Raw genomic sequence first — 21075 nt, forward strand, 5'->3', positions numbered from 1 at the left:
ACCATGATTAACGGTGCAGAATTATTAGAAGCAATTAGTGAAATTGCTTCAGAGAAAAAAATCGATAAAGAAGTAATTTTTAATGGAATTAAAGAAGGTTTTCAAAAAGCTCATGAAAGATTTTTTGATACTGAAGCAAAGGTTCAAACAGTAATCGATGAACAAGCAGGAACAATTAAAATGTTCCAAGAATTAGTTGTAACAGATCAAGAAGTTGAAGATGATTGATTAGAAATATCTTTGGTTGATGCACAAAAAGAATTTGGTAAATCAATCGAAGTTGGAGATACAGTTAAAAGAGAACTACCTTTTAATGATGAATTTTCACGTTTAGCAGTTTACCAAGTACGTCAAATTATTCAACAAAAAATTAGAGGAGCAGAACGTGAAAATGTTTATGCTAAATTTGTTGCTAAAACTGGAGAGATTTTATCTGGAAAAGTAACGGGAATGAACGAACAAGGAACTTCTTATTTAATTGATGTTGAAGGAACACAAGCTTCGATTTGAAATCAAAAAATTATTCCAGGAGAAAAATTTGATATTAATCAATTTGTTTCTTTTTATGTTGAAGAAGTATCTAAAGATGCTAAATTTTCACAATTATCAATTTCAAGAGTTGCGCCTAATTTTTTAAGCAAATTAGTAGAAGAACAAGTTCCTGAAATCGCTGATGGAATTGTGGAAATTAAAGCTGTTTCTCGTGAACCTGGTAAACGTGCTAAAATTGCTGTTTATTCTCACGATCAAAATGTTGAACCGGTTGGAGCTGTTGTGGGAAGCAATGGTTCAAGAATTAAAGCAGTAACAAAAGAATTAAAAGGAGAACAAATCGATGTTATTAAATATGACACTGATTTTAAACAATTTTTAATTAATGCAATGGCTCCAGTTAGAGTTATTTCGGTTAACATTGACGAAGAAAATAATGAATGTGATGTAATTGTTCCTAATGAACAATTATCATTAGCAATTGGAAAATCAGGAATGGCTGCAAGATTAGTTGTTAATCTTGTAAAAATGAGAATTAATATTTATTCGCTTGAAAATGCTAAAATAGATGATTTAGAAATTTTATGAAACGGAAACATTTCAGAAAGCGAACTAAACGATCCAATGTTCTTGGAGAATGTTTCAAAACGTAAAGCTAAAAAACCATTTGTTCCTAATCAAAATCGTTCAGTTCGCCGAGACAATCATTTTGAAATCGACAATGAAGCATTAGAAAAATTTCAAGAAGAAATTAGAGCTAAACAAGCAGCTAATGCAATTAATGTTAATGACTCTGATATGCTTGAAATTGAAGAAGAAAATGACAAAGAAATTGTTGATTTGGCAGAAATCAATGCTAACATTGAAGCTTTTGATGAGTTAGAAGAAGAATCACAAACTGAAGAAGATGAAGAAATCATCGATGAATACGATGAATATTACGAAAAATAAAAAAACAAATTTTCGTAAGGATATTTCTTCTAACCAAATGTTTATTAAAAATGAATTAATTCGTATTGTTAAAAATAAAGCAAATGAAATTTTTATTGACAAAACTTTTAAAGCAGCAGGTCATGGGGTTTATATTTTCCCTTCTATTAATGCTTTTGAAATAGTCAAAAAACGCAATTTATTATCACGTTCATTTAAAAAAAATGTTAGTGAAGAAATTTACAATTCTTTATTACTAGAAATAAAAGAGCATAATAAAAATGGATAAGAAAAAATTAACTAATGCAATTGGTTTGGCCTTTAATAGCACAAAAATAATTAGTGGTGAAAAATTGTTTGATTTTATCAAATCGAACAAAGTTTCATTAGTGATTGTTGGCTCAAATATGGGACCAAGTCAAAAGAAAAAAATAACTGATAAATGCAAATTTTATAATATTGAATATTTTGATGACTTATTAACTGTTGAAGAAATTGCCCAAGCTTGTGGTCAAAAATTAAAAGTCGCAATTGGTACTGAAGATATCAATATAATTAAACTTATTAAATCTGCTTTATAAAACTTTCTGAAAGGAGTTATTTGTATGATTAAAAACAATAAATATAAAAAACCGAATAATGTTGCTGCAAAAAAACGCGCAGCAGAGCATACAAAAAACATCAAACAACAACTAAACGAAACCACAGCTACAGGTTTAATTGATGGAGTTTTTGTTTTCACAGAACCACTATCAATCGCTGATTTTTCAAAAAAAATTGGTAAGCCTATTACTGAAATTGTTAAATACTTTTTTGCTCATGGAGTGATGTTGAATCAAAACGCAATTTTAAACGAAAGTCAAATTGGAGAATTAGCTTTAGAATTTGGTTTTGACTTTAAAAAAGAAGAAGTCTTAACTAAAGAAAATATTTTCGAACAATTACAAGTTGAAGATAATCCAGAAGATTTAACCCCAAGAGCTCCTATTGTAACGATTATGGGCCATGTCGATCATGGAAAAACTACATTATTAGATTCAATGCGAAATTCTAATGTTGTTGATGGTGAAGCAGGGGGAATTACTCAAGCAATTGGTGCATATCAAGTTAAAAACAAAGCAACAAACAAATCGATAACTTTCATTGATACTCCTGGCCATGAAGCTTTTACAGAAATGCGTAGTCGTGGAGCTAATGCCACTGATATTGTTATTTTAATTGTTGCGGCTGATGATGGAGTTAAACCACAAACAGAAGAAGCAATCGATCATGCTAAACAAGCAAATGTACCAATTATCGTGTTTGTTAATAAAACTGATAAACCAGGTGCAGATCCTGAAAAAGTTAAAGTTGAATTAATGAATTATGGATTAGTTGCAGAAGAATTTGGTGGAGACATTCCGTTTATTTTTGGATCTGCTAAACAAAAAATCGGATTAGAAGAATTGCAAGAAACAATTCTTTTAATTGCTGATGTTTTAGATTTAAAAGCTAATGCCAAAAAATTTGCAAGTGGAGTTGTTTTAGAAGCGCACCTAGATAAAGCAAAAGGACCAGTTGCTTCAATTCTTGTGCAAGCAGGAACTTTAAATATGCGCGATGTCTTAGTGGCAGGACCAACTTTTGGTGCTATCAAAGATATCGAAAATGCAAACGGTCTTAAAATAACATCTGCTGGTCCCTCAAAACCAGTAGTTATTTTCGGATTGAATTCAGTTCCTAATGCGGGAGATAAATTTTTAGTAATGAACGATGAAAAAATGGCACGTTCAATCGCTGAAGCTCAAGCTGAAAAACAATTAGCTGCCGAAAGAATGACTAAACAAAGTTTTACTTTGGATTCAATTAAAAACCACATTGATGAAGGAGAATTAAAGTCAATTAACGTTATTGTTAAAGCTGATACTCAAGGTTCTGTTGAAGCCTTAAAAGGTTCATTAATGAAAATTGATGTTGATGGAGTGAAAATCAATGTTATTCGTGCATCTGTTGGGGCTATTTCAAATTCTGATATTACTTTAGCAGCCGCTGGTCAAGCAATAATTTATGGATTTAATGTCCGTCCGACTGCAAATGTAAGAAATAAAGCTGATGAAGATGGTGTTGATATTCGTTTGCACACAATTATTTATAAAGTAATTGAAGAATTAGAAGCTGCTGCAAAAGGAATGTTAGACCCAATCATTGAAGAAAAAGTTTTAGGTCAAGCCGAAGTACGTGCTTTATTTAGACATTCTGCAATCGGAACAATTGCTGGTTTCCATGTTGTTGATGGGGTCATTGCTCGTAATTCTAAAGTTAGAATTTTACGTGATGGAGTTGTTATTTATACTGGAGAAATTTCTTCACTAAAACACCAAAAAGAAGACATTAAAGAAGCAAAAATCAGCAGTGAAGGTGGATTAACTATCAAAAACTTTAATGATTTAAAAGAAGGCGATGTTATTGAAGCTTACAAAACTGAAGAAGTTAGTGCTTATTAGGAGGCTTAATGGGGAATTACAAAATATCAGCTCGTAAAGAGTCGTTAATTCTAAGAGAGTTAACCTTGATTTTATCAAGAGAATTACAAAATCCAATTTTGAACTCGATTTCAATTAGTGAAGTTCGTTTAACTCATGATCAAGAATTAGCAAAAATTTATTATTCATTTATTGTTTTTACTAACTCTGATATCACTTTAGAAAAAGTGACTGAAGAATTAGAAAAACATCATAAAAAAATTCGTCGTTTGCTAGCAGCTAAAGTTAAAATGCGTGCTGTTCCAGATTTGGAATTTATTTACGATACTTCATTAGACAATGCAAATAAAATTGAAAAAATCTTAAATGATTTAAAAAAATAACTATCAAGCTTAAGAGAGGAGAAAATAATGTTTTTATCATCAGGAATTTTTATTGTTGATAAACCAGAAGGTTTGTCAACAAACGCTGTGATTCAAAAAGTTAAGCGTAAATTTAACATTAAAAAAATTGGTCACGCAGGAACATTGGATCCTCTTGCAACTGGAGTTGTAGTTTGTTTAGTTAATAGTGCAACAAAAATTAGTGATTTTTTACTAAATGCAGATAAACAATATTTAGTAACAGTGAAATTATTTGTTGCTACTGATAGTTATGATGCTGATGGAACAATTATTGAACAACAAGAACCTTGAAAAATTGAAACATCACAAGTTGAAGCGGTTATTGCCAAATTTAACGGATTAACTTATAAACAAACACCACCAATTTATTCAGCGATTAAAGTTAATGGCAAAAAATTATATGAGTATGCTCGTGAAAATACACAAATTGCAGTTGAACCTCGGGAGATAACTATTCAAGCTTTAGAATTTGTCAATTTTCAAAATGATGAAATCACTTTGAAAATTGACTGTTCAAAGGGCACTTATGTACGTTCTTTAATTGTTGATATTGCTAAAGAATTAGGCACAATTGCTCATGTGAAAACATTAAGAAGAACACAATCAGGAGGTTTTGCTATTAATAGCGCAAAAAGTCTTGATACATTAGAAGAAAATGATTTAATTAGTCTTAGACAAACATTACTGTTAAGCAAGCAAACTATAATCACCGTTAACAACATTAAAGATGTTGAATTTGGTAAAAAAATTCTTTTATCAAATTGTGATGTTGATTTAGTTTTTATTGAAGATGATAAGCAAAATATTATTGCATGTTATCAAAGAGAAAAAAATGATTTATTTGCTTGCCGTCGTGGTGGTTTGAATCTTTAGAAAGGGTTTTTTTATGATTGTTGTTAAAAAAAATATGAACCAAATTAAAAACCTTATTAAATCTGGAGATTCAGTTGTAACAATCGGTTTTTTTGATGGATTTCACAAATATCATAATGATATTTTACAAACTACTCAAGAATTAGCACAAAGCAAGAACATGACTTCAATTGTTATTAGTTTTAGTCATAAAATTAGTTCATTTTTGAAAAAGCAAAACGATGCGCTCATCGCAAGTGAAGCTAAGCAAAATTATTTAGAGACTAATTTTAAGCTTGACTATTATATTGAATTAGAAGTTGATGAACAATTAATTGAAACATCACCAAAAGATTTTTTAAAATGATTAAAAGAAGACCTTAAAACCATTGCTTTAGTTGAAGGTGAAGATTTTTGTTTTGGCGCTCAAGGAGTCGGAACTATTAAAGATTTAGAATTAGAATTTGATCCACAAAATGTAATTATTAAAAAACGTGTCAAATCTCACTCAAGCTCAAAAATAAGATCTTATATTGCAAAAGGAAAAGTTCACAAAGCTAATAAAATGTTAGGAATTCCTTTTAGTCTTTATGTCAAAAAAACTAATTCTCAAGATCAACAATTTGCAATAAATTTTCCAAATAGCAAAGTTAAAGATGGTTATTATAATGTTTTTCTAAATAATGAAGTTCCTGGTAAAATTTTTATTGCAAATAACCAAGTTTCAGTACTTGATTTAAATAAAATGAATGATTTAGCCGTTGAAAAGATTTTTTTGAAAAAATATTTAGGAATTAAAAACAAAACAAAACAAAAATAGGGTGACCTATTTTTGTTTTGTTTTATAATCTTTATATTATGGAGGTAATATGAAAAAACCATTAGTAGCAATCACCGGAGCATCATCAGGAATTGGCAAAGCTTTAGCTTTAGAATTTGGCCAAAAGGGTTATCCTGTTTTGTTGATGGCAAGAAGAAAAGAATTATTAGATGAATTAGAAATAGCTAATAAAGTAACTGCTAAAGTCGATGTCACTAATCTTGAAGACATTCAAAAAGCAGTTGAAGATGCTGAAGCACTTTATGGACCAGTTGACTTAATGATTAATAATGCAGGGATTATGCCTTTAGAAACATTTTTAAACCAGTCAATGAAAGATAAGTATGATACTTTAGATGTCAACATTAAAGGTGTTGTTAACGGAATGCAAGTTGTTTTATCAGGAATGGTTGAAAGAAAACACGGCACAATTATGAATATTTCTTCAGTGGCAGGAAGATATACTTCAGCTGAACATTCACTTTATAATGGTGCTAAATTTGCGGTTAATGCTATTACAGAGCAAACAAGAAAAGAAGTTGCTAAAGATAATGTGCGTTTAATCTTAATTGAACCAGGAATTGTAGATACTAATTTATTATCTACAACTGTTAATGATCAAATTCTTCAAGAATATCAAAAACGTAAAACTGCTATGGACAATGGTTTAACAGCTCAAGAAGTTGCTCAAGTCATTTTACACACTTATGAATTACCACAACATGTTAACTTAAAAGAAATTATGTTAACCCATACTAAACAAGCGATTTAATTTATTAACAAAAACAAGCATATAACATTAGAATATGATATTATTTTATAGGTGATTGTTTACCAAAGTTTTGATTCTTTCCCAGATTTATTACTTTGATAAGACACTAGCAAATCAAAAACAAAGGGAGAAAAACATGGTTTCAAAAGAACAAAAATTAGAATTAATTAAACAATTCGGTGGAGCTGAAAGCAATACTGGATTATCAGAAGTGCAAATTGCAATTTTGACAGCAGATATTAAAAACATGACAGAACATTTACAAATTCATAAAAAAGATGTTCCAACACGTAGAACTTTATTAAAAAAAGTTGCTCAACGTCGTCATTTATTAGATTATTTAGCTAAAAAAGACGTTAATCGTTACAAAGCAATCATCGAAAAATTAGGAATTAGAAAATAATTTTCTTAAAAACTTGACACTCTTCAACAATCTATTGTATTATTTAAGAGTGTTAAACATGCAGGTGTAGTTTAATGGTAGAACTTCAGCCTTCCAAGCTGACTGTGAGGGTTCGATTCCCTTCACCTGCTCCATTGTAAACAAACAAAGAACCGCAAGGTTCTTTTTTATTTTTTCATTTAAAATAAGATAAAATTATAAAAGTTAGGAAGTGAATTATTGTGGATAATAACAAAAATAGCAATGATAATTATTGAAACAAAATTCGTGACTTCCGTTTATCAAGAACACCATTTTGAATTGGTTTTGGTGTAACATCTTTAGCAATCATTGCACCTATTATTGTTGTTTGAATTTTATTAAGTGCAGACTTTGCAAATAAAAGTTTTAATTTTTATGAGCAATTACCAACTCCACAAACTGGTTATTTAGCATTAATTGTTCTGTTGGGATTTTTGATATGAAGTTTAATGATTGTTTCAATTTTCTTTTTTACTAAATTAATTAAAGCCGATCTTTATACATATACAATCGCTTTTTGATTAACAGGAGTAATGTTAATTTTAAACGCTTCTTGAATGCAACAATGAGCAGCTAATGAAAGTATTAAAATTTTTTTAAGATTTTTATTTTGTTTGGTGGGTGCTGCTATAGGAAGTATTTTCGGAGTGATTTTAACAACTTTTGCACGTAATTATCGTTTTAAAATTGAAGAAGAAGATTACGAAATATTAAAAGCATATCGTAATGGTCAAGAAGTTCCAAATCGTAAGATGTTAAGATTTAAAAAAGCAGAAGAAGATGCTGCCAAAAGGGAAAAAAACCTTCAAGATCTTGAAGACTTTAAAGCGACTTTAGATCAAAAATTATTAGAAAATTATGACAATTTAGAAATTAAACAAAAAGAAAAGAAAGATAAACTAAAAGCCAAACTTGATGCTAAAGAAAAAAAACAAAGAGATAAACACAATAAAAATAAACATAATTAATTTTTTAAGTTTTATAAAATTTTGTTATTAAAAAAATATTGTTTTAAGCTGTTCCTTTTTCAAACTTTAATGCTAAAAATTTATTTCCATGTAAGTGGAAATAAATATTCAAAAAATATTCATAAAATGTAATTTTTACAATTTTATGAATATTTTTATTATTTAATAAAACAAGGAGGATAAAATATGAACAATAAAATCCTAAAAAAAGATTGTATTTTTTTAGATGTTGATGTTAAATCTCGAGACGAGGCTTTTTCTTTTATAGCTGACCAGGCTTTAAATATGAAATTAATAACTAACAAAGAAGCTTTAATCAAAGGATTTAAAAATCGTGAACTTGAAGGCACAACGGGTTTTGAAGATGGATTTGCTATTCCGCACGCAAAAATTAAAGAAGCAACAAAACCGGCTTGTTTAATTATAAAACTTAAAAAAGCTATTGATTGAAATTCAATGGATAAAAAACCAACTCAATATTTATTTGCTTTAATAATTCCGGAGGGCAAAGCTGACGAACATATGTCAATGCTAAGCGATATTGCAACTAAGCTAATGTTTTCAGATTTTAAAAATGCAATAATTAATGCTAAAACTCATTTAGAGATTATTAAAGCTTTTGATCTTGAAGGGGAAAAATTAAAACCATTAAAAAATAACGAAAAAGTTATAAAAGTTGTTGGAATTTCAGCATGTCCAACAGGAGTTGCTCACACTTATATGGCAAGAACGGCATTATTAAAAGCCGGGGAGAATCTTGGATGAAGTGTCAAAATAGAAACTCAAGGACAAAAAGGACAAGAATTTAAATTAACTGATAAAGAAATTGAAGAAGCAGATGTTGTTTTTTTAGCAATTGATATCACAATTGATAAGACAAGATTTATTGGTAAAAAAGTTTATCAAGTAAGTACTAAAAAAACGTTGAGATATGCAGAAGAAGAATTAAAAAAATCTTTAGAGGAAGCTCATATTTATTCATCAAATAATAGTAAAAATGATTTTAAAACTGAAACAACAAAAAAACAAAAACAAAGTTGAGTTCAGCACTTAATGTCAGGTATCTCATACATGATTCCATTTATTGTGTTTGCTGGATTAACATCAGCAATTATTGCTGGAGCTGCAAATGCTGCTGGAGTTAATTTAAGTAATAAAGCATCTTTACAAGGATTTTGAATATTCGCATGACATTTAAATGAATTTGCTAATATTGGATTTTCGGTAATGTTTGCTATTTCTGGTGCATATATTGCTAATTCAATCGCCGGCAGAGCAGCAATTGCCCCAGCATTTATATTGGTCATGATTGGAAACAATCCGCATTTAGTATGACAAGGATATTTCCAAAATGTAATGGTTCAACAAATGGGCCCAAATGGTGAATGAATAAATGGTTCAATTAACGATGTTATGCAACCATTAAATATATTTGGTGCTGTTATATTCGGTTTAAGTGTTGGTTACACAATTAAATGAATTAATACAAAATGAAAAATTAATCAGTATATTCAACCTATTATGCCAATCATTATTATTCCTGTGTTCTTAACACTAATTTTTGCAATATTGTACATGTTTACATTTGGCCCAATTATTGGAATTGCAATCGGATACTTATACACCGGAATTCTGTCAATAGAAAAATCTGGAGTTGGAATGATTTTAGTTGGTTTAATTCTAGGTTTATTATCGGGAGTTGATATGGGTGGTCCCATTAACAAAATTGCGTCATTTGGAGCGACAGCAATGATTCCGATTGACGGAGGATTAGCAATGGGATGTTCAGCTGCAGCATTTGCAGTCGCGCCACTTGGAGCAGGATTAGCAACAATGGTGTTTGGCAAAACCTTTAAAAACGATAAAGAAATGGGTATTAATGCTACAATTCTTGGATTTATGGGGGTGTCAGAAAGCGCCATACCATTCGCGATTAAATACAAATGAGCTGCCATAATTCCAAATATTATTTGTTCAGGGATTGCTGGTTTATTAGCTGGTGCATTCATGGTTCAAGGACACGTTGGAGCATGAGGTGGTCCTATTATTGCGGTCTTTGCCGGAGTTACTGACAGTTCTGGTAATTTCATAGGAATTTTATGATATTTAATAGCTATTAGTGCCGGAACCTTTGTACATATTATTTTATTTAGAATTTTAGTTGAAGTGCAAGTTAAAGGAACCAAAGGAACTAGTTTAAAATCAATTTTCAAAAAAACTAAAAAAATAGAAAAAGAAAAAACAACAAAAAAATTTGTTGAAAAACTTTAATTAACAATCATAAGATTTTATTAATGTTTGCTTTTTAATTATTTAAAAACTAAACAATTTATTTCTATGGAAAATTTTCTGTAAATATTATTCTAATCAGATAATATTTACAGAAAATTTTTGTTTTATTAAAATAAAAAAAATATAATAAAAATATGGACATAATAAAAAAAATAAAAGATATAGTTATTAACACGAATAATTCTGTAAATATTTCTATTGCAAATTATATTTTAAACAAAGGCGAAAATATATTAAATCAAAATATCAAATATGTAGCAAATAAATGTAATGTCTCTACGGCTTCGGTTGTTCGCTTTTGTAAAATTTTAAACCTAGAAGGATTTAATGAATTAAAATATTATTTAAAAAATCAAAATAAACCAATAAAAGAATATAAAAGAGTTGACTTAAAATCTACTAATGATTTTTTGGTTGCATATAAGCAAATAAAAAAAGAATCTTTTCATTCAATAATTGAATTGTCTTCAGAGTTATTTTCTCTAAAAAATAAAATTAAAGAATCTCGAAATATTTACATTTTTTGTCTTAATGTTGCATATAATGCATCAAAAAGTTTTGTTCAAAGAATGAGATCTTTTGATTCAAATATTTTTTTGGAATCAGATCCTTCTTCTATAGAATGGTATATAGACTTACTACAACCAAATGATTTGGTTATTTTTGTTACGTTATCTGGCGAAAACGCAATGTTACTAAAATATTCAAAATTTATTAACAATAAAGCGCAAACTATATTAATTTCTGGCAATGATAGTCCGATTAAAAAATTTGTAAATAAATCAATAATTTTTAATAATAAAGAAAGTGAACTTTGGGATGTTTATTCCCTTAGAAGTCAAAGTTTGCAACATATATGAGATTTCGTTTATTATAATTTTTATTCAGAAAATGTTTAATGAAACTTATTACATTTTTTGTAAGCAATTTCAAAAATTATTTTTAACACCATTTGTTGTTTCAATAATTATTAAATTAATTTGGAGGCAATGAAAATGAATAAACTAAACGCAAAACAAATCATCAATTCAAATTTAATTATTTTAGATTCTAATGCAAAAAACAAAGAAGAAGCTTTCGAAGAAGTTTCAAGTTTAGCTTTTAAAAATAAAATTATTAATAATGAAAAAGATATGTATGATGGTCTTGTCGCAAGAGAAAAAGAAACCTCAACAGGACTTGAAGATGGTTTCGCTATTCCCCATTCAAGGTCTAAAAAGATAAAAAAAGCTGCAGTTTTTTTTGTTAAATTCAAGAAATCAATAAAATGAGAAACCTTTGATAATAAACCTGTTAAAGTTGCAATTTTTTTGGCAATTCCTGAAAATGAATCTGTTAATTTGCATATTAGTGTTTTGAGTGAAATTGCTCAAAAATTACTTAATAAAAATACAAGAGATTTTTTAAAGAAAGAAAATGATAAAAATAAAATAATTAACAAATTATTTGAAAATGAACAAAAAAATGAAAAAGAAGAAAATTACAAAGGTTATGTTATAGGAATTACAGCATGTCCTGCCGGAGTTGCTCATACATACATGTCAGCTAAGGCAATTGAAGATTTTGCTAAGGCCAGAAACTACAAAGTTAAAATTGAAAAACAAGGTGCTAACGGTATTGAAGATGAGTTAACAAACGAAGATATAAGAAATGCAAATTTTATGATTTTAGCTGTTGATGTGAATCCTGCAAAAATGGATAGATTTAACACAGTTCCTCAATTAAGAGTTCCTGTTGCTGAGCCATTGCGAAATATGGAAGATATTTGAAACAAAGCGTTAACTAAGTTCAGAGATGTAAAAGATCAAATTTTAAATACAGAAGTTTCAAAATTTGAAGCTAATAAAATAAATGGAAGTTTTTTAACAAGATTTAAAACTAAAACTAAGGCAGGGTCTTCAACATTAAAAAATGCAATTTTAACAGGTATTTCTTATACCGTTCCGGTTATTGTTGCGGGTACTGTTATTGTTGCTTTAGTTACCATCATCCAACAGATAGCAGGAGCTGAAAATATTAAAATTCACGCTAATTGATTAAACACTTTAAGTAATACTGCCGGAGGAGCTCTTAGCATCTTATTAGCTCCATTGTTATCAGGCTATATAGCTTATGCTTTAGCGGACAAACCTGGTCTATTCCCTGGTTTTTTAGGAGGTTTGGCATGTAATGCTGTTAACTATAATAAAATAGTGAATGGTGAAATAATTACTGTTGTAGCAGGCTTGGGGTTTTTAGGAGGTTTAATTTCAGGAATTATAGTTGGGTACATGATGAAATTTTCGAAAAAATATATTGTTAACAAAAAAATTCAAGGAGTTATAACTTGATTTATATATCCGGTTTTTGGCTCATTGCTAATTATGTGTTTAATTTTATTTGGTATTGGTAAACCAATTGCCTTATTAGTTAGTTTAATTTATGACGGACTTACAAAACTTCAAAATTCAAAAGCAGCATTTGTTATGGGTGCAGTTGTTGGTCTAATGTGTGTTTCTGATTTAGGAGGTCCATTTAATAAAGTTGCTTGAGCATTTGCTTTTGCATCAATGTCTGGGGCTTTATCAGAAACAGGAGAAGTTGTAAAACCCGAATTATTAGTTCCTTATTCTGCATTTTGAGCTGCAGGTATAGGAACGGGTTGAACAACAACAATTGTTACGATTATCGGAAGAAAACATTGTAATGATGCAGAAAAAGAAGCAGGAAAGATATCTTGATTGCTATCTTCTCTAGGAATTACAGAAGGGTCTATACCTTTGGCTTTATCTGATCCTGGTAGAGTACTTCCTTCTTTTATGTTAGGTGGCGCTATTTCCGGTGGATTAACTTCAGCCTTTAATTTAGGATCAAATATACCTGGAGGTGGATTTATAACTATGGCTGGAATTTCATTTGCAAATGGAAGTTTTTCGATAGGGATTTCTATATTATTATGATTCACTTTTGCATTAACAGGAACGTTACTATCTTCGTTAATGTTAATTAGTTTAAAAATGCTTAAATCTAAAAAAACTATTAAAAAAGTTCAAGAAAATACAAAGGAAATTTAAAAAATGAAAAATAAAATTATTTTTAGTCCCGAAGCTCCTGCAGCGATAGGTCCATATTCACAAGCTATATTAGATCAAAACAACACAATTTATATTTCTGGGCAATTACCCATTGATAATAAAATAGGAAAAATCGTTTCTGATAATATCTCAGACCAAACATTGCAATGTTTAAAAAACTTAGAGTATATTTTAAAATCTGCAGGCAAAAATTTAGAAAATGTCATTAAAGTTACTGTTTTATTAACTGATATAAATGAATTTCAAGAAATGAACAAAATTTATGAAAATTTCTTTAAAGAAGTTAAACCTGCTCGTTCTGCTTATCAAGTTGTTGCTTTACCAAGAGGCGCTAAAATCGAAATAGAACTTGTGGCTCAATAATTAAGTTTAGGAGAAAACATGAGAAAAGAATTTCAAAATAATTTTGACAGAACTAAAACACAAGAAAGAAAAAGCGATAAAAATTACATCGAACGCACTTTTCAAATAGACAAAAATAAAAAAATAATAAATTCAACAATTGCTGATTTTGATTTTCAAACTCCTAAGCCTATTATTGAAGCTATTTTAGAAAGAGCAAAAAAAGGAACATATAGTTATACCTATGTGACTGATGATTTTTATTATGCAGTTAAATTATGATATAAAAAAAATTATCAAGTTTCTTTAAATTCAAAACAAATAAAATTAGTTCATGGAACAGTTAATGCCTTACATCAATTAATAATGGGGTTAAGCAATGAAGGAGATTCTGTGATTATCAACACTCCTGTTTACGGTCCTTTTTTAAGAGCCATAAAAAACAGCAATAGATTACCTATTTTTTCCGATTTAATTTGAAATACTAATGGATATTTATTTAATATTGAAGATTTCAAATTAAAAATAAAAAATTTCAAACCTAAAATATTTATTTTGTGTAATCCACATAATCCTGGTGGTGTTGTTTGAAATAAAAAGTTATTGATTCAAATTTTAGAAATTTGTAGAAAAAATAATGTTTTACTTGTTTCGGATGAAGTTCATGCCGATTTAACTTTAAAAGGTAAAAAATTTACTTCTTTAATAAATTTAATGAATCAAGATGATCAAGTTATCATTTGTAATTCCGCAAATAAAACCTTTAATCTAGGAGGTTTAAAAAGTTCTTATTTAATATCAAAAAATAAAATGTTGCTTTCGAAAATAAATAACATTTTTGAAAGCAATTCATTAACTTCTCCTAATGTTTTTTCGATACCCGCTATAAGCGCAGCTTATACAAATAGTGAAACTCAAAAATGATTAGATGATTTTAAAGATTTTATTTTAGAAAATTTTAAATTACTACAAAAAAAATTACAAAATTTATCTAATTTAGAAATTATGAATCTGGAATCTTCTTATCTTGTTTGGTGTAAATTTAAAAATATCAGCTATTTGGAGTTTACTGCAAAAGCAAAAGAGTCAGGAGTTATTTTTTCTGACTATAATGATTTCGCTAATTGTTCTGAAAATCTATTTAGAATAAATATTGGTTGCTCACAAAAAACTTTGAATAAAATATGCAAAATTTTAAACAAAATTTTATCTTAATTTTTTTATAACAACGAATTTAAAAAGACCTATTTAGGTCTTTTTAAATGTTAAAATTGCATTTATTTTTTCTTTCATAATTTTTTTATAAATACATTTGTAAGTTTTTTTATACATATACTTTGCTCAATAGGCTCATAAATAATTTTGATAAATAATAATTTGATTTAAAACTTTTAATTCTTGTTGTGTAAGATTTAATTCTTTAAGAAAAATATTTGCTTCTTTTAAACTGCAAGATTCGCTTATGAAACTCGCAAAATCAAATAGTGGATGATTTTTTTTAACATATTCAAAATCAATTAATTTTCATTCCTCATTAACTAATAAAAAATTACCTCTCACTAAATCGTTGTGACTTACTACAGGTTCCAATTTGTTTCAATCTTTAATAACCATTTCAATTTTATGATCATATTTTTTTAGTTCTTTAATTTCTTTAACTTTGGTTTTAAATAGCATCAAAAATTCTAAAGGTTTAAACACTTCAAGATCTAAATCTAATTTATGAAAGTTAGTAATTAAATTAATAATCTTTTGACTCTTTTCTTGATCGATTTCCATAATATCTCACAAAGTGCTGCTATTAGGTAAATAGTTATAAACACTTACAAATCTTCCTCTTTGATTAAAATAATATTCAGTAGGTAAAACTCAGTATGAGCTATTGTTTTGTTTCATTTGTTTATAAAAATTACTTTCATTGCGACGATTTAAAAAGTAATCCACTTTTTTATTAGATGTTTTGTAAATTAAATTATTTTTTACTATTAATTTATTAGTTAAACCTTTTAATTTTATTCTTGGCATATCAACCTCGTAAATATATAATTATATTAACATTTTAAAAAGGGTTGAGTATGGGTCTAAAAACATTGTGAGTAGCAACTGCAAATAAAGGTAAAGCTAAGGAATATAAAAGTATTTTTAATGAATATGAAGTAAAAACTTTATTAGATCTACCAGGTTATGAAGATATCGAAGAAAATGGAACAACCTTTAAAGAAAATGCCTTAATTAAAGCTAAACATTTAGCTGAATTTGTTAATGGAATTGCAATCGGAGACGACTCAGGGATATGCATTGATTTATTAGATGGTTTTCCAGGAATTTATTCGAAAAGATGAGCTTATCCGCTGGTTAATGATCCTGAAATTTCTCAAGCCTTAATCAACAAAATTAATGAAAAGTATCCAAATCAAAGATGAACCTGCAACATGACAACTTGTATTGCTTTTTATGATGCAAAATCAACTGAAACAAAATATTTTGTTGGTAAAGTGGAAGGTCAAATATCACCAAAAGTGATTTCTAGTCCATCAGGATTTGGTTATGACAATATTTTTATTCCAAATGGTCAAAAACAACCATATTCAATGTTGGGAGCAGATATTAAAAACCAAACTTCAGCTCGTTATTTAGCATTGGAACAATTAATCAAATTTTTAAAAGGAGAAAAAGATGACTAATAAACGTAAATTAAATATTGTGCTATTTCAAACAGAAATAGCACAAAACATGGGAGCTATTATGCGAACATGTGTAGCTACTAATGCAAGACTGCACATTATTGAGCCTTTGGGTTTCCCATATGATGATCGTCATTTATCTCGTCCCAGCGCTAATGAATACAAATTCGTAGATGCGATTAGATATGATGATTGAAATGATTTTCAAGACAAAAATCCTCAAGTGCAATTATTTTGTTTGACTAGATATGGACAAAAGCCAATTAGTGATTTTAATTTCGCAGCAATTAATGATGACGTTTTCTTAATGTTTGGTAAAGAATCAACTGGTATACCAAAACAAATTTTAATTGATAATATTGAAACTTGTTTTCGTATCCCAATGGTGCCTGAAGCACGTTCGATAAATATCGCTAATACTGTTGGAATTGCAGCTTATGAAGTTTTGAGACAATGGGATTATTTAGATTTAGCTAAAGAAGAAGTTCAAAAAGGTGCTGATTATTTATTAAGTGGTGCTTGAAAAGGGATAGAAGATTAAAAGGGGCAGAACTAATGTTTGGTAAAAAATTGGATTATGTATTAACTGATTGTGATGGCACAATTTGTGACAGTGGTTTTGATGTGGCTAAAGATACAGTTAAATCAATCGTCAAATACCAAAGAAAAAGTGGTTATCGTTTTTCTTTTATAACTGGACGCTTAGATGTTTCTTCCAAAAAAATTGCCAAACAATTAAAAATTCAATTACCTGTTGTTTCATGTAATGGAGCTTTAATTACAAATATTAACACTGGAGAATTTTTACATGCAGAATACATTGATAAAACTACTTGTATTAAGCTATTTGAACAAGGACATGAACTAGGTTTAGACTTGGTAGTTTATCAACCAGGAAGTATGGTTGGAACACCTAATTCAGTCCGAATGAATAAATGAAAAGAGTACAAGAAAACAATTTCTAAAAAATATCACTTTCCTACAATTACATATTCAAATTTACAAGAAATTGCTACAGCAATTAAAAATGAAGAAGTTAAACCTGTTGAAATTATTTTTTATACACTTGATAAGAAAATTGAGCAAAAAGCTCATGAATTATTTAAAAAATATTTATCTAAAATTGATTTTGGGCAATCATTACCTGGTGTTTTTAATATAGTTAAAAAAAATGTTAACAAATTGTCAGGATTGAAACATTTTGCAAAAATAATTGGTGTAGATTATCAAAAAATAGTGACATTTGGAGATAATTATAATGATATAGAAATGACAAAAGGTGTAACTTATGGTTATGCTGTAAACAATGCTGTAAACGAACTAAAAAAAGTTGCTTACCAAGTGATTGGAAGTGTAGAGCAAAATGGAGTTGGTCAACAACTAGAAAAAATGATTGAGGACAACAATGAAAACTAAAAAGCGTGTAGCATTATTTGGCGGAAGTTTTGACCCTGTTCATACAGATCATGTTAATATTGCTCTTGCATGTCACGAAAAATTAAATTTTGAAGAAGTTTGAATGATTCCCGCTTATTTGAATCCTTTTAAGAAAAAAGAACATAGTCCGATTGTTGACCGTTTAGCAATGTTAAGAATCATTGAAAAAAAACATCATTTTATTCGTATTAATCAATATGAAATTCAAAATAATCGCCCAACTTACACTTATGAAACAGTTGCTTATTTAGTTGAAAATTATCATGATTTTGAATTTGCGTTTATTATGGGATCAGACCAATTAGATACTTTTGAAAAATGAAATAATTTTGACAAATTAATTAATTTAGTTCCTTTTAAAGTCTTTTTAAGATCAGAAAAATACAACAAAGATGTTGTTGCTAAATATAATTTAGAAGTTTTTGAATTTAACAATAATTTTTTATCTTCAACAGATATTAGAGATTTAAAACATCTTGATAAACAAATTCCTCAAATCAATGATTATGTTAACTACAATCTTTTATATTTATCAGAACGTATGGAAAAACACATGGATCATGAAAGATTTGTTCATTGCTTAAATGTTGGTCAAATGGCTAAAAAATTAGCTATTAAACATGGAGTTGATGAAAACAAAGCATTAGTTGCCGGAACTTTACACGATATTACTAAACGTTGAGACAAACAAAAAGCAGAATGATATTTAAAGAAATACACTCCAGGTTTAATTAATGAACCTTTACCTGTTTGACATTCATTTACTGGATCATTGCATTTAGAAAAAGATTGATTAATTAAAGATCAAGAAATTCTTCAAGCGGTTTTTAATCATACTGTGGGTTCTCCCGATATGACGCCTTTAGATATGATTGTTTTTTGTGCTGATAAGATATCTGCAGAACGAAATTATTCTGAAGTTGAAAAATTAAGAGAGATTTGTTTTGAAGATTTAATTAAAGGTTTCAAACTGCTTGTTAAAAACCAATATGATGTAGCGATTGAAAGACATGGAAAAAATAGCATTGGATCAATGTTGCAACATACATATGATTATTGAGTTAAAGGAGTTAGAGAATAATGAAAATTATAATCGGAGCAATGGAAGAAGAGTTAGAACCTTTAAAAAAGGCATTAAACTTAAAACCAGTAATCAATTCTCTAATTCAAGAATATATTAGCAATGATAAAGAAGTCCTAGTTGCTTGAACAGGAATTGGTCAAGTTAATGCAGCTACTGGTTTAACTTATTTATTAACCAAATATGGACAAGCAGTTGAATATGTTTTAAATGTGGGTACTGCAGGAGCTATTAATAAAGATTTCAAAAGAGGTGATTTGTTATTTATAGAAAAAGCCAGTTATTCATCAGCTGATGTTACTGGTTTTGGGTATGTTTATGGACAAATTCCAAGAATGCCGAAATATTTTCTTGGCACAGAAGATTTAATTGCCACTATTGGTTATAAATTAGAACAAGTAAACCAAACTTTTTTCTTAGCAAATACAGCAACTAGTGATAGATTTTTTTCTAATTATGAACAAGTTCAAAAATATGCTTCTAAATTACCTTTCACAGCTCATATTGTTGAAATGGAATGTGCCGCATATTATCAAGTGGCTTATTTATTTGATATTTCAATAGTGGCAATTAAAATTGTTAGTGATGTTATTGGTTTAGAAAATAGCAATGAAGAACAATTTGATGAGTTTTTACCAAAAGTAGCTCAAAAGCTAAATGAATTAGTACAATTAATTTTAAAATAAGATAGTTAGGAGAAAAAATGAAGATAGCAATTTATGGAACAGTTGGAGCAGGTAAAACAACACTTATTAATTATTTAAAACAAAATTTACCAAATAGTTATAAAGTTTTTTGAGAACCCATCACCAATAATCCTTATTTTGAAGATAGTTATTCTCTAGATTTAGAACTAGCAAAAGCAGCAACTTACAAAAGTGAGATATATATGCTTTCTGCAAGATATCAACAATTTAAAGAGTCATTAAAATACGAAAATGTAATTTATGATCGTGGCATTATGGATACAATTACTTTTGTTCATTGCAACTATGATAATCAACGAATTAATGAAGTTGACTGAAACGTCTATTCTGATTATTTTGAAAATTGCGTAGTTCCGTCAATTGCAAATAATTTACAAAATACTAACGGTTATGATTTAGTAATTTATTTAAAAGTTACTCCTGAAACTTCAATTAAAAGAATTGTAAATCGTGGAATCGAGAGAGAATTAAAAGTTGATAAAGAATTTTGAAAATTACTCGTAAAGAAATATGATTATTGATATGAAAAATTAAAAGATAAATTGCCTTTTTTATTAATTGATGGAAATATTGAAAATCCAGAAATTTATGTTAATAAGATTTTAAAGTTAATTAAAAAAATAGCAAAATAATTAAAAAACTATTTTGCATATTTTTATTTAAGAAAAAGTTTTCTTTTCAATTCTTCTATTATTTGCTCATCTCTCATTGCAATCATTTCAACAACATCTATTCATGCCGATATATAACTTGAATTTTCCAAAGCTTTTTTAAGTTCTAGTATTTCTCATTCTATTTTGTTTCCGCTATCATTCATTATTTCTATGTAATCTTCGTTAGAAAAATCTAGTTTAGAAATAATTCATCCTAAAATAATTCCATAAACAAATCTTCTTGATTCAAATTTATTTTCATTTGCTAAATTTAGCAAATATTCGAAAACCTTAGATAAAACGTTATTATTATTTAAACTTTGTAAATTTTTACGATATTCATAAATTCCTGTTACTTCATATTTTTCATAAATTTTATCATTTTTAAAACAATTAGTTACATTTTCGTAAAATGGTAATCCTGGTTTGATAATTCCAAACGACCTTAATATTTTTAAAGTTTGAGTTAAATAAGAATCACTAGCGGATCTATTAATATTTAATACATCTTCCGTCGGCGTTAAATTAATTCCATTATTTTTTAAAAATGAATATTTATTTGTGCTTCTATACTTCACAATGTTAAAACTAAAGTTATCTTCTTCTAAAACATTATTATTCACTTGCCAAACAAATCTTATTATTTGTTTATGAAAAGAAGTCTTTATATTTCAAAATTTA

General features: G+C 28.2%; 23 protein-coding genes and 1 tRNA gene. 22 read left to right on the forward strand and 2 right to left on the reverse strand.

The features are described 5' to 3' along the window. The first annotated feature begins 3 nt into the window (after positions 1 to 3). The 16 genes from nusA (at position 4) to ESOMN_RS01685 (ending at position 15047) form a co-directional block, all read left to right on the forward strand. On the forward strand, positions 4 to 1443 hold the full coding sequence (gene nusA / locus ESOMN_RS01610; RefSeq protein ID WP_024863217.1) for a transcription termination factor NusA: 1440 nt from the start codon (positions 4 to 6) through the stop codon (positions 1441 to 1443). Continuing rightward, positions 1415 to 1711 (forward strand): RNase P modulator RnpM, encoded by a 297-nt coding sequence (gene rnpM / locus ESOMN_RS01615; protein WP_024863218.1) that lies wholly within the window; start codon positions 1415 to 1417, stop codon positions 1709 to 1711. The genes nusA and rnpM overlap by 29 nt, the downstream gene beginning before the upstream one ends. Continuing rightward, positions 1704 to 2003 (forward strand): L7Ae/L30e/S12e/Gadd45 family ribosomal protein, encoded by a 300-nt coding sequence (locus ESOMN_RS01620; protein ID WP_024863219.1) that lies wholly within the window; start codon positions 1704 to 1706, stop codon positions 2001 to 2003. Before rnpM ends, ESOMN_RS01620 begins: the two co-directional genes overlap by 8 nt. A 24-nt stretch (positions 2004 to 2027) precedes the next feature. Next, entirely contained in the window at positions 2028 to 3905 is a 1878-nt protein-coding gene (gene infB / locus ESOMN_RS01625; protein ID WP_024863220.1) for a translation initiation factor IF-2, read from the forward strand. Between the two features lie 8 nt (positions 3906 to 3913). Further along, positions 3914 to 4267: a 30S ribosome-binding factor RbfA gene (gene rbfA, locus ESOMN_RS01630; RefSeq protein ID WP_024863221.1), complete on the forward strand. Its 354-nt coding sequence runs from the start codon at positions 3914 to 3916 to the stop codon at positions 4265 to 4267. A gap of 27 nt (positions 4268 to 4294) precedes the next feature. After that, positions 4295 to 5161: a tRNA pseudouridine(55) synthase TruB gene (gene truB, locus ESOMN_RS01635; RefSeq protein ID WP_024863222.1), complete on the forward strand. Its 867-nt coding sequence runs from the start codon at positions 4295 to 4297 to the stop codon at positions 5159 to 5161. A gap of 13 nt (positions 5162 to 5174) precedes the next feature. Continuing rightward, positions 5175 to 5960: a nucleotidyl transferase family protein gene (locus tag ESOMN_RS01640; RefSeq protein ID WP_024863223.1), complete on the forward strand. Its 786-nt coding sequence runs from the start codon at positions 5175 to 5177 to the stop codon at positions 5958 to 5960. Positions 5961 to 6009: 49 nt separating this feature from the next. Further along, on the forward strand, positions 6010 to 6732 hold the full coding sequence (locus tag ESOMN_RS01645) for an SDR family oxidoreductase (RefSeq protein WP_024863224.1): 723 nt from the start codon (positions 6010 to 6012) through the stop codon (positions 6730 to 6732). A gap of 136 nt (positions 6733 to 6868) precedes the next feature. Continuing rightward, entirely contained in the window at positions 6869 to 7135 is a 267-nt protein-coding gene (gene rpsO, locus ESOMN_RS01650) for a 30S ribosomal protein S15 (protein WP_024863225.1), read from the forward strand. A 60-nt stretch (positions 7136 to 7195) separates the two neighbouring features. Next, positions 7196 to 7269, forward strand: a tRNA-Gly gene (locus ESOMN_RS01655). 87 nt (positions 7270 to 7356) lie between these two features. Then, entirely contained in the window at positions 7357 to 8124 is a 768-nt protein-coding gene (locus ESOMN_RS01660; protein WP_024863226.1) for a DxFTY motif-containing membrane protein, read from the forward strand. A 186-nt stretch (positions 8125 to 8310) separates the two neighbouring features. After that, positions 8311 to 10395, forward strand: coding sequence for a fructose PTS transporter subunit IIA (locus tag ESOMN_RS01665; protein ID WP_024863227.1), 2085 nt, complete (start codon positions 8311 to 8313; stop codon positions 10393 to 10395). 155 nt (positions 10396 to 10550) lie between these two features. After that, positions 10551 to 11315, forward strand: coding sequence for a MurR/RpiR family transcriptional regulator (locus ESOMN_RS01670; RefSeq protein WP_024863228.1), 765 nt, complete (start codon positions 10551 to 10553; stop codon positions 11313 to 11315). Between the two features lie 96 nt (positions 11316 to 11411). Continuing rightward, positions 11412 to 13469, forward strand: coding sequence for a fructose-specific PTS transporter subunit EIIC (locus ESOMN_RS01675; protein ID WP_024863229.1), 2058 nt, complete (start codon positions 11412 to 11414; stop codon positions 13467 to 13469). A 3-nt stretch (positions 13470 to 13472) separates the two neighbouring features. Continuing rightward, complete coding sequence (locus ESOMN_RS01680) at positions 13473 to 13853, forward strand: Rid family detoxifying hydrolase (protein WP_024863230.1); 381 nt, start codon at positions 13473 to 13475, stop codon at positions 13851 to 13853. A gap of 18 nt (positions 13854 to 13871) precedes the next feature. Next, positions 13872 to 15047, forward strand: a complete 1176-nt coding sequence (locus tag ESOMN_RS01685) for a MalY/PatB family protein (RefSeq protein ID WP_024863231.1) — start codon at positions 13872 to 13874, stop codon at positions 15045 to 15047. 33 nt (positions 15048 to 15080) lie between these two features. Here ESOMN_RS01685 and ESOMN_RS01690 read toward each other — a convergent pair whose 3' ends face one another. Then, a complete protein-coding gene (locus ESOMN_RS01690) occupies positions 15081 to 15857 on the reverse strand; it encodes a phosphotransferase (protein WP_024863232.1) in 777 nt (258 codons plus the stop codon). 50 nt (positions 15858 to 15907) lie between these two features. Between ESOMN_RS01690 and ESOMN_RS01695 the strand changes: the two genes are divergently transcribed. Genes ESOMN_RS01695 through ESOMN_RS01720 form a run of 6 tightly spaced genes read left to right on the forward strand, consistent with a single transcriptional unit; the run spans position 15908 to position 20373 of the window. Beyond that, positions 15908 to 16516 carry a non-canonical purine NTP pyrophosphatase gene (locus ESOMN_RS01695; protein WP_024863233.1) on the forward strand — a complete coding sequence of 203 codons (609 nt, stop codon included), beginning with the start codon at positions 15908 to 15910 and terminating at the stop codon, positions 16514 to 16516. Then, on the forward strand, positions 16509 to 17057 hold the full coding sequence (locus ESOMN_RS01700) for a tRNA (cytidine(34)-2'-O)-methyltransferase (protein ID WP_024863234.1): 549 nt from the start codon (positions 16509 to 16511) through the stop codon (positions 17055 to 17057). Before ESOMN_RS01695 ends, ESOMN_RS01700 begins: the two co-directional genes overlap by 8 nt. Before the next feature lie 14 nt (positions 17058 to 17071). Continuing rightward, positions 17072 to 17932, forward strand: coding sequence for a Cof-type HAD-IIB family hydrolase (locus ESOMN_RS01705; protein WP_024863235.1), 861 nt, complete (start codon positions 17072 to 17074; stop codon positions 17930 to 17932). After that, complete coding sequence (locus ESOMN_RS01710) at positions 17922 to 19034, forward strand: nicotinate-nucleotide adenylyltransferase (RefSeq protein ID WP_024863236.1); 1113 nt, start codon at positions 17922 to 17924, stop codon at positions 19032 to 19034. The genes ESOMN_RS01705 and ESOMN_RS01710 overlap by 11 nt, the downstream gene beginning before the upstream one ends. Then, complete coding sequence (gene mtnN / locus ESOMN_RS01715; RefSeq protein ID WP_024863237.1) at positions 19034 to 19720, forward strand: 5'-methylthioadenosine/S-adenosylhomocysteine nucleosidase; 687 nt, start codon at positions 19034 to 19036, stop codon at positions 19718 to 19720. Before ESOMN_RS01710 ends, mtnN begins: the two co-directional genes overlap by 1 nt. A 17-nt stretch (positions 19721 to 19737) precedes the next feature. Continuing rightward, positions 19738 to 20373, forward strand: a complete 636-nt coding sequence (locus ESOMN_RS01720; RefSeq protein WP_024863238.1) for a deoxynucleoside kinase — start codon at positions 19738 to 19740, stop codon at positions 20371 to 20373. A gap of 23 nt (positions 20374 to 20396) precedes the next feature. Here the strand turns inward: ESOMN_RS01720 and ESOMN_RS01725 are convergent, their stop codons facing one another. Continuing rightward, positions 20397 to 21017 (reverse strand): hypothetical protein, encoded by a 621-nt coding sequence (locus ESOMN_RS01725; protein WP_024863239.1) that lies wholly within the window; start codon positions 21015 to 21017, stop codon positions 20397 to 20399. Between the last annotated feature and the right edge of the window lie 58 nt (positions 21018 to 21075).

Origin of the sequence: Williamsoniiplasma somnilux, assembly GCF_002804005.1 — a bacterium.
Classification (GTDB): domain Bacteria; phylum Bacillota_I; class Bacilli_A; order Mycoplasmatales; family Mycoplasmataceae; genus Williamsoniiplasma; species Williamsoniiplasma somnilux.